17 protein-coding genes and 1 rRNA gene are annotated in these 13,964 nt (G+C 67.9%); 13 read left to right on the forward strand and 5 right to left on the reverse strand.

The window, feature by feature from the left end:
* Positions 1-41 precede the first annotated feature (41 nt).
* A 5S ribosomal RNA gene (gene rrf / locus SK803_RS37580) occupies positions 42-158 on the forward strand.
* A 114-nt stretch (positions 159-272) separates the two neighbouring features.
* Positions 273-1,088 carry a GNAT family N-acetyltransferase gene (locus SK803_RS37585; protein ID WP_319970962.1) on the forward strand — a complete coding sequence of 272 codons (816 nt, stop codon included), beginning with the start codon at positions 273-275 and terminating at the stop codon, positions 1,086-1,088.
* A gap of 301 nt (positions 1,089-1,389) precedes the next feature.
* On the opposite strand, the gene SK803_RS37590 is transcribed toward SK803_RS37585, so the two are convergent.
* Positions 1,390-1,839 carry an Lrp/AsnC family transcriptional regulator gene (locus tag SK803_RS37590; RefSeq protein WP_319970963.1) on the reverse strand — a complete coding sequence of 150 codons (450 nt, stop codon included), beginning with the start codon at positions 1,837-1,839 and terminating at the stop codon, positions 1,390-1,392.
* An 80-nt stretch (positions 1,840-1,919) separates the two neighbouring features.
* Here SK803_RS37590 and SK803_RS37595 point away from each other — a divergent pair, with 80 nt between their 5' ends.
* From SK803_RS37595 to SK803_RS37620, 6 genes are all read left to right on the forward strand, one after another.
* Positions 1,920-2,351 (forward strand): rhodanese-like domain-containing protein, encoded by a 432-nt coding sequence (locus SK803_RS37595; protein WP_319970964.1) that lies wholly within the window; start codon positions 1,920-1,922, stop codon positions 2,349-2,351.
* A gap of 25 nt (positions 2,352-2,376) precedes the next feature.
* Positions 2,377-3,132: a type 1 glutamine amidotransferase gene (locus tag SK803_RS37600; RefSeq protein WP_319970965.1), complete on the forward strand. Its 756-nt coding sequence runs from the start codon at positions 2,377-2,379 to the stop codon at positions 3,130-3,132.
* An 86-nt stretch (positions 3,133-3,218) separates the two neighbouring features.
* Positions 3,219-4,352 carry an inorganic phosphate transporter gene (locus SK803_RS37605; protein WP_319970966.1) on the forward strand — a complete coding sequence of 378 codons (1,134 nt, stop codon included), beginning with the start codon at positions 3,219-3,221 and terminating at the stop codon, positions 4,350-4,352.
* The gene (locus SK803_RS37610) at positions 4,349-4,534 is read left to right on the forward strand and encodes a hypothetical protein (protein WP_319970967.1); all 186 of its coding nucleotides are present in this window, start codon (positions 4,349-4,351) and stop codon (positions 4,532-4,534) included. The genes SK803_RS37605 and SK803_RS37610 overlap by 4 nt, the downstream gene beginning before the upstream one ends.
* Before the next feature lie 29 nt (positions 4,535-4,563).
* Positions 4,564-7,464 (forward strand): bifunctional [glutamine synthetase] adenylyltransferase/[glutamine synthetase]-adenylyl-L-tyrosine phosphorylase, encoded by a 2,901-nt coding sequence (locus tag SK803_RS37615; RefSeq protein ID WP_319970968.1) that lies wholly within the window; start codon positions 4,564-4,566, stop codon positions 7,462-7,464.
* Entirely contained in the window at positions 7,461-8,393 is a 933-nt protein-coding gene (locus tag SK803_RS37620; protein ID WP_319970969.1) for an NADP-dependent oxidoreductase, read from the forward strand. The genes SK803_RS37615 and SK803_RS37620 overlap by 4 nt, the downstream gene beginning before the upstream one ends.
* Before the next feature lie 62 nt (positions 8,394-8,455).
* Here SK803_RS37620 and SK803_RS37625 read toward each other — a convergent pair whose 3' ends face one another.
* On the reverse strand, positions 8,456-8,689 hold the full coding sequence (locus SK803_RS37625; protein ID WP_319970970.1) for a hypothetical protein: 234 nt from the start codon (positions 8,687-8,689) through the stop codon (positions 8,456-8,458).
* Between the two features lie 186 nt (positions 8,690-8,875).
* On the opposite strand from SK803_RS37625, the gene SK803_RS37630 reads away from it, so the two are divergent.
* The 3 genes from SK803_RS37630 to SK803_RS37640 are packed head-to-tail and all read left to right on the forward strand — an operon-like array spanning position 8,876 to position 10,104.
* The gene (locus tag SK803_RS37630) at positions 8,876-9,367 is read left to right on the forward strand and encodes a hypothetical protein (RefSeq protein WP_319970971.1); all 492 of its coding nucleotides are present in this window, start codon (positions 8,876-8,878) and stop codon (positions 9,365-9,367) included.
* Between the two features lie 56 nt (positions 9,368-9,423).
* Positions 9,424-9,585 carry a hypothetical protein gene (locus SK803_RS37635; RefSeq protein WP_319970972.1) on the forward strand — a complete coding sequence of 54 codons (162 nt, stop codon included), beginning with the start codon at positions 9,424-9,426 and terminating at the stop codon, positions 9,583-9,585.
* Between the two features lie 18 nt (positions 9,586-9,603).
* A complete protein-coding gene (locus SK803_RS37640; RefSeq protein ID WP_319970973.1) occupies positions 9,604-10,104 on the forward strand; it encodes an NADAR family protein in 501 nt (166 codons plus the stop codon).
* Here the strand turns inward: SK803_RS37640 and SK803_RS37645 are convergent.
* On the reverse strand, positions 10,085-10,612 hold the full coding sequence (locus SK803_RS37645) for an NUDIX hydrolase (RefSeq protein ID WP_319970974.1): 528 nt from the start codon (positions 10,610-10,612) through the stop codon (positions 10,085-10,087). The genes SK803_RS37640 and SK803_RS37645 overlap by 20 nt on opposite strands.
* Before the next feature lie 74 nt (positions 10,613-10,686).
* On the opposite strand from SK803_RS37645, the gene SK803_RS37650 reads away from it, so the two are divergent.
* Positions 10,687-10,956, forward strand: a complete 270-nt coding sequence (locus SK803_RS37650; RefSeq protein ID WP_319970975.1) for a hypothetical protein — start codon at positions 10,687-10,689, stop codon at positions 10,954-10,956.
* Positions 10,957-11,008: 52 nt separating this feature from the next.
* Here the strand turns inward: SK803_RS37650 and glnA are convergent, their stop codons facing one another.
* Positions 11,009-12,433, reverse strand: coding sequence for a type I glutamate--ammonia ligase (gene glnA / locus SK803_RS37655; protein WP_319970976.1), 1,425 nt, complete (start codon positions 12,431-12,433; stop codon positions 11,009-11,011).
* Between the two features lie 169 nt (positions 12,434-12,602).
* On the opposite strand from glnA, the gene SK803_RS37660 reads away from it, so the two are divergent.
* Positions 12,603-13,076, forward strand: coding sequence for an RDD family protein (locus SK803_RS37660; protein WP_319970977.1), 474 nt, complete (start codon positions 12,603-12,605; stop codon positions 13,074-13,076).
* 86 nt (positions 13,077-13,162) lie between these two features.
* On the opposite strand, the gene SK803_RS37665 is transcribed toward SK803_RS37660, so the two are convergent.
* Positions 13,163-13,891 (reverse strand): DUF4191 domain-containing protein, encoded by a 729-nt coding sequence (locus SK803_RS37665; RefSeq protein WP_319970978.1) that lies wholly within the window; start codon positions 13,889-13,891, stop codon positions 13,163-13,165.
* Between the last annotated feature and the right edge of the window lie 73 nt (positions 13,892-13,964).

Genomic DNA, 13,964 nt, shown 5'->3' on the forward strand with positions numbered 1-13,964 from the left:
CGAGCGGCATTCCGATCGCCGCAGGTACAACTCCACAGAGTTTCGGTGGTTATAGCGTTGGGGAAACACCCGGTCCCATTCCGAACCCGGTAGTTAAGCCCTTCTGCGCCGATGGTACTGCACTGGTTACGGTGTGGGAGAGTAGGTCGCCGCCGGACAATCTTTCAGAAGACCCCTGAGGGTCGAGCACTTCGGTGCTCCCCTCAGGGGTCTTTTGCATGCCCGGATTTCTCGCTTGCCAGCCCTGATCTGATGGACCCATGGACGCGGTCGTGCACAGAACCCTGGAGTCGTTCGACGCCGCCACCCACGATCGGCTCGCGGCCGATCCGGTGCGGAACACCATCGCGCTGACTTCACTCGACCGCGTACGCCGACTGCCGGCCACCGACCATCCGCCGACCTTGATCACATTCCACGAGAACGGCGAAGTGATCGGCTCACTGATCCGCACCCCACCCTGGCCGTTCCAAGCAGCGGATCTTCCACTCGACGCGGTGGACCTGGCGGTGCGAACAACCCACGAGGTCGATCCGGACTCTCCGGGGGTGACCGGTCCGCGGGAGAGGTCTGAGGCCTTCGCCACAGCGACGGGCAAGGACTTCAGCGAATCCCTCGCCACCAGGCTCTACCGCCTCGGCACCCTGGCCCCGCCGGCCGTCGAAGGTTCCGGACGCCTGGCCACCGAGGAGGACGCCGAACTTCTCGGCACCTGGCGCAAGGAGTTCCTGAGGGAAGCCGTGCCGGAGGCCCCGGACGAAGGAGCGGCCGAAGCCATGCGCAGCTCCCTGCGCCTCGGCAACGGCCACGCACTCTGGGAGATCAACGGCACACCCGTAGCCTGGGCGGTGGCGAGCCTTCCGCAGGCCGGCATGACCAGGGTCGGCCCGGTCTACACCCCACCCGAGCACCGCAAGCACGGCTACGGCGCCGCCGTCAGCGCGATGGTCAGCCAGTGGGCACTGGACCAGGGCGCCACCGACGTCCTGCTCTTCGCGGACCTGACCAACCCGACCTCGAACTCGATCTACCAACGCATCGGCTACCAACCACTCGACGACTGGGTGGAGTTCTGGTGGAAGCGTTAGCGCACAAGGACGTCCAGGCCTTCGCGGCCACCGCGGGCGCCTTCCTCGAAGCAGACCCGGTGAACAACAGCGTCCACCTGACCGCGATCGACGCCACCCAGCGCGGTCACAGGCAGCCCGCGTCCCGGTCGCATCCCCCGCGCTTCCGTATATGCGGGAGAAACAAAACGTCGTTTCAGGACACTCACCACCCGATCAGGTTGTGGACAACGTGCCGGCCAGCGCCAGCCCCACTGAACGAGACGGAGCAGTGCCCGGATCCGGTCAGCCATCACCCGATCGTATGAAGTGACACGTGAGGTCAGTCGAACAGTTCTGGCGACAGCGGGCGGTTGCGGACGTGTGAGGAGAACACGAGCGAGGTCGTGGTGTCGCCGTAGCGCTGCATGACCTCGACGAGGTCCTCGAGCTCGACCATCGACCGGCAGACGACGCGCAGCAGCCAGCAGTCGTCCCCGGTCACGTGGTCCGCGTCCAGGATCTGCGGCAGCACCAGGACGTGCGACCGGAATCGCGGCGTGTCCAGCGACCGCACCCGCACGCGCACGATCGACTCGATCGGCAGGCCCAGCCGGGCGGGCGAGACCACCGCGACGAAACCGGTGAGCACGCCCAGCGACTCCAGGCGCCGCACCCGTTCGGTCACCGCCGGCGCGGACAGCGACACCTCGCGGCCCAGCGCGGTGAACGACATCCGCCCGTCCTGCTGCAGCAGGGTCAGGATCTTCCAGTCCACGGCGTCGAGTTCCACCTGGAAATCATAAGGAGAACCGGCCGAACGCCTGGAGTTCCGCATGTCGAAACCGGGAACGCCCCAGCAGGATCAAGGGCATGACGAACGCACTGCGCTTCCCCGCCGCCGCTCCGCAGACCGCCGCCGAGTTCTTCGCCGCCGAGCTGGCGTTCGAGGCGGATCCCGACGACGTCCACCGCGATCTGCAGGCCGGCGACACCACGGGATACGTCCTCGTGGAGACGCGCGCGCCGGAGGCGTTCGCCCGGGCTCGCATTCCCGGTGCGATCAACCTGCCCTACCGCGACCTGCCCGACCAGCTCGATCTCGATCCCGGCCTGGTCTACATCTGCTACTGCGAGAGCTTCCAGTGCAACGCCGCCACGAAGGGCGCGCTCGCACTCGCGCGACGGGGCTTCCGGGTGAAGCGGCTCTCCGGCGGCATCACGGCGTGGCGGGAGGCGGGCTATCCGGTCGAGTCGGATGAGCTCGTTGGAGCAGGTGTATCCAAGGTCGCGTGTCATTGCTGAGTGAGGCCCACATAGGCTCACCTGCGTGACCGCACCGCGTTTGCTCGTCCTTCAGCCTTCGCAGTCCGACCCGCTGGCCAAGCTGGGCGAGTGGTTGGAGGCCGAGGGCGTCGAGCTGCACCTCGTGCCGTTGAAGGAAGAGCCCGCGCCGGCGAGCCTCGACGGCTACCAGGGCGTGATCTGCCTGGGCGGCGAGATGGGGGCGCTCGACGACCTGGAGCACCCCTGGCTCGCCGATGCCCGCCGCCTGCTCTCCAGCGCGGTGTCGCAGAGCCTCCCGACCCTGGCGATCTGCCTCGGCGCGCAGCTGCTCGCAGTCGCGACCGGCGGACAGGTGCGCCGCGGACCGCAGGGGCCAGAGGTCGGTGTGCTGCTGGTGGCGAAGCGCGACGCGGCCGGGATGGACCCGCTGTTCGCGGATCTGCCGTTCACGCCCGACGTGCTGCAGTTCCACAGCGACGAGGTGCACGTGTTGCCGCCGAGCGCGGAACACCTGGCTGCCTCGCCGAAATACCCGAATCAGGCGTTTCGGGTCGGATCGAGTGCTTACGGTCTCCAGTTCCACATCGAGACGACCCCGGAAATCGTCTTGAACTGGGCCGCGAAAGATCCTGAATCGGCGGCCTGCGCGCGGCCCACCGACTTCGACCTGGACTTTCTCGCGGAGGCCCACCGCGACTTCGAAGAGGTGTGGCAGCCGTTCGTGGCGAGATTCGCGAAGCTGGTACGGGGAGAACTCTCGCCCGCGGGGTGTTTGGGCACACAACTTCCGTTGGTGTGACGTTACTTTCGTAGGTTATAGGGCACCCAGAGTTCCCGGTACCGTCATCTCCCGGACACCTTGTTCGATCCAGCCGGAGGATCAGTGTGGATCCCGCACTTGTAGTGATCATCGTTGTCGTCACTGCTCTCATCTTTGATTTCACCAACGGGTTCCACGACACGGCCAACGCCATGGCCACGTCCATCGCCACGGGTGCACTGAAGCCCCGCACGGCGGTCGCGTTGTCGGCGGTCCTCAACCTCGTCGGCGCCTTCCTGTCCGTCGAGGTGGCCAAGACCATCTCCGGCGGGATCGTGGACGACGCCAAGATCACTCCCGCGATCATCTTCGGCGGGCTGGTCGGCGCGATCATGTGGAACCTGGTCACGTGGTACGCAGGGCTGCCTTCGAGCTCGTCGCACGCGTTGTTCGGTGGCCTGATCGGTGCCGCCTGGGTCGCGTCCGGAGTGGACGCCATCCACTTCGCCAAGGTCGTCGACAAGGTGCTGGTGCCCGCGGTCGTCGCGCCGCTGGTGGCGGGCCTGGTCGCGGCGATGGCGACGATCATCGTGTACCGCCTCAAGAAGGCCGCGGACCCGCGGGTCTCGCACACCGGGTTCAAGATCGGCCAGGTCGCATCGGCCTCGTTGGTCTCGCTCGCGCACGGCACGAACGACGCGCAGAAGACCATGGGCATCATCACGCTCGCGCTGATCACGTCCGGCTCGCTCGCACCCGGCTCGGCGCCGCCCACCTGGGTGATCGTCAGCGCCGGTCTCGCGATCGCGCTCGGCACCTACCTCGGCGGCTGGCGCATCACGCACACCCTCGGCCGCGGCCTGACGACCATCGAGCCCGCCCAGGGCTTCGCGGCGCAGACCTCGACCGCCACGGCGATCCTCGCGTCGTCGCACCTCGGGTTCGCGCTGTCGACCACGCACGTCGCGTCCGGCGGCATCATGGGCTCCGGTCTCGGCCGTGATCGCCACGGTGTCAAGTGGGGCACCATGGGCAAGATGGCAGCCGGGTGGCTGCTCACGCTGCCCGCCGCCGGCTTCGTCGGTGCGATCGCGGGCAAGTGGGCGTCCAGCGGCACCACCGGGGTCGTCGGCGTCGCCGTGATCGGTGCGATCGTCGCAGGCGTCATCTGGGTCCTGTCGCGGCGCGAGCCGGTGCGGCCCGAACACATCGTCGACGAGGTGGCCGCGCAGGCCGAGCTGCACAAGGTGGCGGCGTGACGATCAAGTGGGAAGCGCTGCTCCAGGTCTTCGGCGCGACGCTGCTGGTGACGTTGGTCCTGGTCACCCTGTTCGTGTTCGGCATCAGGGCCTTGTCAAGCGGCAAGAAGGTACCCGCGGTGGCGAGCTTCGCCGGCTGTGTCGCCGTCGTGCTTTACGGACTGTCTCTGATCGTCTTCTAGACGTGTGAGGGCATTAGGGTTGGCTCTTGATGAGCGAACCAGTCCGTCATTCGTCACCGGCAAGATTCGGGCTCACCGAGCCGCGCAGCGAGTCAGTGCTGCGCGGCCTCGGCCTGTGGGCTGACCGACGCCCGGCCGACGGCGCCGAGCCGATCCTCTCCGCGCTCTCCCGCTGCCCCGATCCCGACCTCGCGCTGCGCGGCCTCGAACGCCTGCAGCCGGTCGCCGACTGGGAGGCGCTGTCGGCCGCCTTGCGCGAGGACGTGGTCGTGCGCGGCCGGCTGCTCGCCGTGCTCGGGTCGTCGACCGCGTTGTCGGACTTCCTCGTCGTGAACCCCGACCGGTGGCGTTCGCTCACCGGCGAGGTCGACGTGTCGCTGGATTTGCCGGACGACGGTGTGCTGCGCACGGAGTACCGGGCGAAGCTGCTGCTCGTTGCGGCCAACGACCTGGCGCACGTCGTCGAGTCCTCACTGCCGTTCGTCCCCTACGACACCGTGGCCGCGCAGCTGTCCGATCTCGCCGTGTCGGCGCTACGAGCGTCGCTGAAGCTCGCGTCAGAACGCGTCAACGGCGTGGACCGCTGCCGGCTCGCGGTGATCGCGATGGGCAAGTGCGGCGCGAACGAGCTGAACTACGTGAGCGACGTCGACGTCGTGTTCGTCGCCGAGGGTGATCTGAACGTGGCGACCCGGCTGGCCAGCACGATGATGCAGATCGCGGGCCAGTCGTGCTTCGAGGTGGACGCGGCGCTGCGGCCGGAGGGCAAGGCGGGGGCGCTGGTTCGCACTGTGGACGGGCACGCGTCCTACTACAAGAAGTGGGCGCGGACCTGGGAGTTCCAGGCGTTGCTGAAGGCGCGGCCGGTCGCGGGTGACGCCGAGCTGGGGCAGGCCTACCTCGAGGTTGTGCGGCCGTACGTGTGGACGGCGGCGGAGCGGGAGAACTTCGTCGAGGACGTGCAGGCGATGCGTCGCCGGGTCGAGGACCACGTGCCGTCCGGCCTCGCCGACCGTGAGTTGAAGCTCGGCCGCGGTGGTCTGCGTGACGTCGAGTTCGCGGTGCAGCTGCTGCAGCTCGTGCACGGCCGTTCCGATGAGGACCTGCGCATCCAGGCGACGACCGCCGCGTTGGCAGTGTTGGGCACTGGCGGATACGTCGGGCGTGAGGACGCGGCGGACTTCGGGCGCTCGTACCGGTTCCTCCGCACGTTGGAGCACCGGCTGCAGTTGCAGCGTTTACTGCGCACGCACCTCTTCCCCGCAGACGACGACGCCGCGGCGTTGCGCTGGCTGGCGCGCTCTGTCGGGCTGGCGGCGGACGGGCAGAAGTCGGAGGGGCAGGTGCTGCTCACGGAGTTCCGCAAGCACGCCAACCAGGTCCGCCGCCTGCACGAGAAGCTGTTCTACCGGCCGCTGCTGCAGTCCGTGGCGGGCGTGCCGACCGAGGCGTTGCGGCTCACCACCAAGGAGGCCGTGGCCCGGCTCGCGGCGTTGGGTTACACCTCGCCCGACGGCGCGTTGCGGCACATCCAGGCGTTGACGCACGGCATGTCCCGGCGTGCTCGCATCCAGGGTGCGTTGCTGCCGGTGCTGCTGGACCTGTTCGCCGGGACGCCTGACCCGGACGGTGGGCTTCTGGCGTACCGGAAGGTGTCCGAGGCGCTCGCGGAAACCCCTTGGTACCTGCGGCTTTTGCGCGACGAGGGCGCTGTCGTCGAACGGCTCGCGGTGCTGCTCGGCACCTCCAAGTTCGTTCCTGACCTGCTCGTGCGGGCGCCGGAGGTGTTGCGGCTGCTCGCGGACACCGACGCGTTGGTCGGCCGCGATCCGCACTCCATCGGAAACCCCTTGCGCAGTGCGGTTTCCCGGTACGACGACCTGGCGCGCGCGGTCGCGGCCGCGCGGTCGATGCGGCGCCACGAGATGTTGCGGATCGCCGCCGCGGACCTGTTGGGGTTCATGCCGATCGAGACGGTGTGCGTCTCGCTGTCCGAGGTGTGGGGAGCGGTGCTGCAGAGCGCGCTGGACGCGGCGGTGCGGGCGTCCGGCGAACCCGTTGCCGCGCTGGCCGTGATCGGCATGGGCCGGCTCGGCGGGCACGAGCTCGGCTACAGCTCGGACGCGGACGTGCTGTTCGTGTGCCGGCCGTTCGAGGGCGTGTCCGACGCCGAGGCGGCGAAGTGGGCGAGCGGTGTCGTGGAGAACATCCGGCGGCTGCTCGGCGCGTCGTCGCAGGACCCGCCGCTGCAGGTCGACGCGGACCTGCGGCCGGAGGGGCGGCAGGGGCCGCTGGTGCGGACGCTCGACTCGTACCGCGCGTACTACCGGCAGTGGGCGGAGATCTGGGAGAAGCAGGCGCTGCTGAGGGCTCGGTTCATCGCGGGCGACGCGGCGCTCGGCGCCGACTTCGAGGCGTTGATCGAGCCGCTGCGGTATCCGGCAGAAGGCCTGGACGCGGCGTCGGTGCGGGAGATCCGGCGGATCAAGGCGCGGGTCGAAACGGAACGGCTGCCGCGCGGTGCCGACCCGAGCACGCACACCAAGCTCGGGCGAGGCGGGCTCGCGGACGTCGAGTGGACCGTGCAGTTGTTGCAGCTCCAGCACTCCGGCGCTGTTCCCGGCCTGCGCACACCGTCCACAACGGCCGCGATGGCCGCCGCCGTCGCCGCGGGTCTGCTGGCTGAGGACGACGCCGCCGCGCTGACGGCCGCGTGGAATCTGGCCACGCACGCGCGCAACGCCGTGACGTTGGTGCGGGGCAAGGCCTCCGACCAGCTGCCGACGTCCGGGCGCGACCTCGTCGCCGTCGCCTCAGTGATGGGGTATCAGCCCAACGGCGATCCGGGCGTGTTCCTGGAGGAATATCGCCGGACTACTCGCCGTGCACGTGCGGTCGCGGAGCGAGTCTTCTACGGTGAGGGACTGTGAAAGCGATCGCGTTTACCCAGTTCGGCGACGCCGACGTCATGTCGTGGCAGGAGCTGCCCGACCCGCTGCTCGGGCCTGACCAGGTCCTGGTGGAGGTCAAGGCGGCCGGGGTGAACCCGGTGGACTTCAAGGTCAGAGCCGGTTACCTGCAGGGCCTGCTGCCGCACCATCTGCCGTTGATCCCCGGCTGGGACGTGTCCGGAGTCGTGCGGGCGGTCGGCATCGGCGTGCAGGACTGGAAGCCTGGCGACGAGGTGCTCGCCTACGCGCGCAAGGACCACGTCCAGCTCGGCACCTATGCAGAGCTGGTCGCGCTGCCGGACCGGATGATCGCGCGCAAACCGTCCAACGTGGACTTCGTGACGGCCGCCGCACTGCCGCTGGCAGGGCTGACGGCGTTGCAGGCGCTGAAAGCCGTCGGCACCGGGTCCGGCGACGTCGTGCTGGTGCACGCGGCCGCGGGCGGTGTCGGGCATCTTCAGGTGCAGATCGCGCGAGAGCTCGGTGCCGCGCGGGTCCTCGGCACGGCCTCGCCGCGCAACCACGAGTTCGTGCGGTCGCTCGGGGCCGAACCGGTCGCCTACGGTGACGCGCTGGTCGACGCGGTGGCGGAGCTGATCGGCGGTGATGGCCTGGTCGACGTGGTGGTCGACAACGTCGGCGGGCTCGCGTTCGACCAGTCGTTGCAGCTGGTGCGCGACCGGGCGCGGATGACGTCCATTGTGGACGGGCCGCGGGCGATGGAGCACGGCGTGATCAACACCTGGGCGCGTCCGAACGCGGAACAGACGCAGTGGCTGGTGGATCTGGTCGCGGCCGGTTCGCTGCGCGTCGAGGTGCAGCAGACGTTTCCGTTGGCCGACGCCGTGAAGGCGCACAAGTTGCTCGAAGGCGGGCACGTGCGCGGGAAAGTCGTACTAACGGCCTGAAAGCTTCAGGTTTGTTTTCAGGTTTGGGGGCACCTGGTGGGGTGCCCCCATTTCTGGACTGCTCAGTCTTCGTCCTGATCGGGGTCGACAGCAGGCGCGCTGGTGTAAACCTCGATGACCCACTCCTCTTCCAACGACTCTGCGTCGTCGGCGTCGGGAACGAGACGGTTGTAGACGCGGACACCGAGGTCGAGCACGTCAGCGGCCTGAACCGCTTCGAGCGCCTCGACTACCGAGTCGACGATGTGGGTGGTGAGCAGCTGCGGAGCCGTGAATTCGGCGACATCTTGGGACACGCGCGGACCCTAGCGCATTGACGTTTCACCCAATCGAGATGAGACTAGGCGCGCCCAGCGGGGGAGCTGAGGGCAAAGCACGGGGGTCGAACAGAGGAAGACATGCAGCATCGTCGGGTCACGCGCGGAGCAAAGACTGCGATCACCATCGCGGGCGTGGCTGCTGGGGTGCTTGCACTACTCGGTGTGATTCAGTTTGCACTGAGCGGTAGCAACTCCACCGCCCAGCCCAACGTCACGGCGACGACGACTACGTCGAACGCCGTCGAAACCCCTGATGGCGCACTGGAAACCACGGAGCCTTCCGCAGATGTGAAGGTGCAGACGGGTTCCTTCAAGCAACAGCGCGGCATGCTGACGATAGAAGTCACCCGCGTAGAAGCCGCGAACGGCCGTGTGAAGCTCTTCGTAACGGCCACGAACGCCTCCCAGGCCAGAATGACCCTCCCTGTGGACGGCATCGCGGTCCTGGACGATCTGAAGCGCACCTACACGGCCTCGAGCAGCAAGTGGGACAGCCTGGTGACCCAGGGCACCACGACCTCGGGCACCGTGGTGCTCGACGAGAAGCTCGGCACGGGTGTGAACTCGCTCACTCTGACGTTCTCGTCGATCTCCGGCCAGTTCGCCCCGACCGGCGCCGCGATCACCGTGACGGGCATCCCGATCCCGAAGTGATTGGGCCGCGCCGAGTGGGTACGCCTCTCGTGTGTTCAACACTTTGGGAGGCACCTGTGGCACAGCGTGGAAGTGATCAGCACGGCCCCGCCCGCGACGACGAGCTGAAGCGCGAGCTGGCGAACGAGCTGCGCGCGGGCGGCCCGACGAGGTCCCAGACCTGGCGCGAGCCGGAGATGCCCGAGCCTGACGAAAACCCGGCGGACGATCGCTCGTAGACGACCTACTGTGGCCGTGTGAAGTTCTTGTTCTTCTGGGGCCACCAGCCCGAACACGACGGCAGCATCGGCAAGGGCTGCCTGTCGCAGTGGTGGCCCTGCTCATTTGTCGTTGAGGGACAACAGTTCGCGTCGGCCGAGCACTACATGATGTGGCGCAAGGCGTTGCTGTTCAACGACCTCGCCTCGGCCTCGCGCATGCTGGCCGCCCGCACCCCGGCGGAAGCCAAGGCGCTGGGCCGCTCGATCTCGGACTTCTCCTCGTCCGTCTGGGAGTCCCAGCGCCTGCCGATCGTGGTCGACGGCAACCTGGCGAAGTTCGGTCAGGACCCCGCCCTGCGTTCCTACCTGCTGGGCACGGGTTCCCGCGTGCTGGTGGAAGCCAGCCCTCAGGACCGCGTGTGGGGCATCGGCCTGGTCGCATCAGATCCGCGCGCCTCGGACCCGTCCGCCTGGCTCGGCCTGAACCTGCTCGGCGAGGCCCTGATGGAGGTCCGCTCTAGGTTGTCCGCAGCGTGAGGTAGGTGGTGAGGGCCGCCAGCGTGATGCCGCACGGGATCTGTCCTTTTCGGATCAGCGCGGGAATCTCGTTGAGCGGCACCCACTCGACCCGCGCGGCCTCAGCCGGATCGTGCTCGCCGGTCTTGACCGCACCGGAGCCGACGAAGACGTGCGTGACGTGCGAGCTGATGCCGTTCAACGGGTTCATGGTGATCAACGGCTCGACGCGCACCCGATAACCGGTCTCTTCCTCGGTCTCACGGACCGCCGCGACCTCCGCGGTTTCGCCGGCTTCGAGGCGGCCGGCCGGGATCTCCCAGCCCCAGACGCCGGTGGTGAATCGGTGGCGCCACATCAGGAGAACGTTCTCGCCCTCGACGACAACCACCCCGGTCGACGGGTAGGGCAACCGCAGCACGTGGTGCTCGAACCGTTCGCCCCGCGGCACCTCGACGTCGTCCAGGTCGACGCTCATCCACTCGGAGTCGTAGATCCTGCGGGTGCCGTGCACCGTCCACTCAGTCACGTGCAAGCAGTACCACGTGAACCTCGTGCCCGCGCCACACGTGTGTGTAGGAGTCGGGAAAGCAGGGAGAGGCGATGTTCAGCTATTCAGGACCAGCCCTGCTCGTCTACGTGGACGGCAGAACGGTCGAGCTGGACCGGGTGGACCTGATCGAGACGATGACCGGTGGCCTCTGGCAGTGGTCCGGTGCCGGAACGTCCTCGGAACCGCTCCTCGACGGTGACGCCCTGATGAGACTGCCGACCGGAAACGAGGCCGGTGTCGTGGTCTCCAACGTCCGCGTCATCACCGGCGCGAAAGGCGTGTCGTGCAGCGTGAGGCTGCTCGGCAGCTACACGAACTGAGGGCCGGGCGACTGAATCAGTCGCCCGGCCCTCAGCAGTTGGAGCGTGTCGATCACACGTCGTAGTACAGCGCGAACTCGTAGGGGTTCGGGCGCAGACGCAGCGGGTCGATCTCCTGCTCACGCTTGAACGAGATCCAGGTGTCGATCACGTCCGGGGTGAACACGCCGCCCTCGAGCAGGAACTCGTGGTCGGCCTCCAGGTTGTCCAGCACCGCGTCGAGGGTGGCCGGGACCTGCTTGACGTCGCGGGCCTCCTCGGGCGGGAGCTCGTAGAGGTCCTTGTCGATCGGGGCCGGCGGCTCGATCTTGTTCTTCACGCCGTCGAGGCCGGCCATGACCATCGCCGAGAAGGCGAGGTACGGGTTGCCGGACGAGTCGGGGCAGCGGAACTCGATGCGCTTGGCCTTCGGGTTGTTGCCCGTGATCGGGATGCGGACGCACGCCGAGCGGTTGCGCTGGGAGTAGACCAGCGAGACCGGGGCCTCGTAGCCGGGGACCAGGCGGTGGTAGCTGTTCACCGTCGGGTTGGTGAAGGCCAGCAGCGACGGCGCGTGGTGCAGGATGCCGCCGATGTAGTGGCGGGCGGTGTCGGACAGGCCCGCGTAGCCGCTCTCGTCGTGGAACAGCGGCGCGCCGTCCTTCCACAGCGACTGGTGGGTGTGCATGCCCGAGCCGTTGTCGCCGAAGAGGGGCTTCGGCATGAAGGTGACGGTCTTGCCGGCCTGCCACGCCGTGTTCTTGATGATGTACTTGAACAGCATCAAGTCGTCCGCGGCGTGCAGCAGCGTGTTGAACTTGTAGTTGATCTCCGCCTGGCCCGCGGTGCCGACCTCGTGGTGGGCGCGCTCGACGGTGAAGCCCTGGGCCTGCATGTTGAGGACCATCTGGTCGCGGAGGTCCGCGTAGTGGTCGGTCGGCGTGACGGGGAAGTAGCCGCCCTTGTACTTCACCTTGTAGCCGAGGTTGCCGCCCTCTTCCTCGCGGCCGGTGTTCCACCAGCCGGATTCGGAGTCGATCTTGTGGAACGCCCCGTTCGCCGTGGTGTCGAACTGGATCGAGTCGAAGATGTAGAACTCCGCCTCGGAACCGAAGTACGCGGTGTCGGCGATGCCCGAGTCGGTGATGTACTGCTCGGCCTTGCGCGCGATGTTGCGCGGGTCGCGGCTGTACGCCTCACGCGTGAACGGGTCGTGCACGAAGAAGTTGACGATCAGCGTCTTCTCGATCCGGAACGGGTCGAGGCGCGCGGTGTACAGGTCGGGCAGCAGCAGCATGTCCGACTCGTGGATCGACTGGAAACCGCGCACGGAGGAGCCGTCGAAGGCCAAACCCTCTTCGATCGCATCGGCGTCGAACGCCTGGGCCGGCAGCGTGAAGTGCTGCATCACGCCGGGCAGGTCGCTGAACCGCACGTCGACGAACTTGACGCCCTCGTCGGTGATGAACTTCAGCACCTCGTCGGAATTCTTGAACACCCTCGTCGACTCCTTGACTATGGACAACGGCTGGTCATCGCGAGTGACCGTATGACGGCGGTGTTGCCCGTCCGTCACTCCGATGTTTCGCCAGTGTTAACGGGGCCGCCCAACCGGGCAAGGCGACCTGCCGGTCCTCACCCGTTGAGCACGGCTTTACTCTGGTGGGGTGAGCAAGTGGACCGGTTCGTGGCTGTCAGGACCCAACTCCGTACTGGAGCCGGGCGAGGGGTCGAACGACGGCACCCAGCAGCGCTGGCGTGGTGAGCGCCACGGCTTCCCCGAGAAGGGGCCGGGATCCATCGCCTCGATCGGACGGCGCACGGCCGCCATCCTGACCGACTTCCTGCTGTCGGCGGGCGTCGCTGCGGTGTTCACGCGGCCGGACCTGCCGCGCAACTGGAGTCTGCTGGCCTGGTTCGTCATCACCGTGATCGCGGTCGCGTACTTCGGGTTCACGCCGGGGCACGCGGTGTTCGGGCTGCGGGTGGCGCGGATCGACGGCAAGGCCTTCGTGCACCTGCCCCGCGCGCTGCTGCGCACGGTTCTGATCTTCCCGCTGATTCCGGCGCTGGTCTGGGACTCGGACGGCCGGTGCCTGCACGACAAGGCGGCGGGCACCGTCGTCATCAAGGTCCGATAGCTCCCTCCAGACGTGAAAAGGCCCGCCGCACGAGCTGTGCGGCGGGCCTTTGTGCTGGTGGAGGCTGGATCAGCTACGACCTGAGGTCAACGACGGCGCAGCGAGCGCTGGACGTTGCGCATCTTCGCGCCCGCCGGCATCGGGCCCTTGGGCAGCGCGGCACCGCGGCTGGCCAGCGCGGCGAGGCGGGTCTCGAGCGTGTCGACCTGGGCGGCCGTGATGTTGCGCGGCAGCTTCATCAGCGTCGACTGCAGCTTCTTGAGCGGGATCTGGCCCTCTTCTGAGCCGATGATGAAGTCGTAGATCGGCGTCTCGCCGATGACGCGCGAGATGCGCTTCTTCTCCTGGGCGAGGAGCGGCTTCACCCGGTGCGACGCACCCTCGGCGACCAGGACCACGCCCGGCCGGCCGATCACGCGGTGCACGGCGTCGAAGTGCGTGGTGCCCGCGACGGCGGGGGTGACCCGCCAGCGGCCGCGCAGGTTCTCCAGCGCCCACGCGCCGGCACCCGCCTGGCCGTCGGCCTTGCGGAAGACGTTGCTCTGCACGCGGCGGCCGAAGATGATCACGGCCAGCAGCGCGCCGATCGCGACGCCCAGCGGCACGGTCATCCAGACCGCGTTGAAGACCAGGCCCAGGACGACGGCGATCGCCGTGACGCCGAGGACGGCCCCCAGCATCAGCGGAATCAGCGCCTTGTCCTCGCGGCGTTGCATCTTGAACGCCTCGAAGATCTGCTTGCGCCGCTCGCGTGATGCCGCGCGGCGAACCTTCGCCGCTTCTTTGGCAGCCGCCTTGTCCTGCTTACCAGCCATGCTCACAGGATACTGGCCAAAATAATCGAACACAGCGGGAGCCTGTCTTAGCACAGCTCGGCCATCTGCGAGA

The sequence above is a fragment of the Lentzea miocenica genome (genome assembly GCF_033949945.1).
GTDB lineage: Bacteria > Actinomycetota > Actinomycetes > Mycobacteriales > Pseudonocardiaceae > Lentzea > Lentzea miocenica.

What these genes read in the sequence shown, in the direction of transcription:
- SK803_RS37595 (WP_319970964.1), top strand. Translation starts at nt 1,920, where the DNA reads ATGACGAACGCACTGCGCTTCCCCGCCGCCGCTCCGCAGACCGCCGCC.
- SK803_RS37615 (WP_319970968.1), top strand. Translation starts at nt 4,564, where the DNA reads ATGAGCGAACCAGTCCGTCATTCGTCACCGGCAAGATTCGGGCTCACC.
- SK803_RS37650 (WP_319970975.1), top strand. Translation starts at nt 10,687, where the DNA reads ATGTTCAGCTATTCAGGACCAGCCCTGCTCGTCTACGTGGACGGCAGA.
- SK803_RS37665 (WP_319970978.1), bottom strand. Translation starts at nt 13,891, where the DNA reads ATGGCTGGTAAGCAGGACAAGGCGGCTGCCAAAGAAGCGGCGAAGGTT.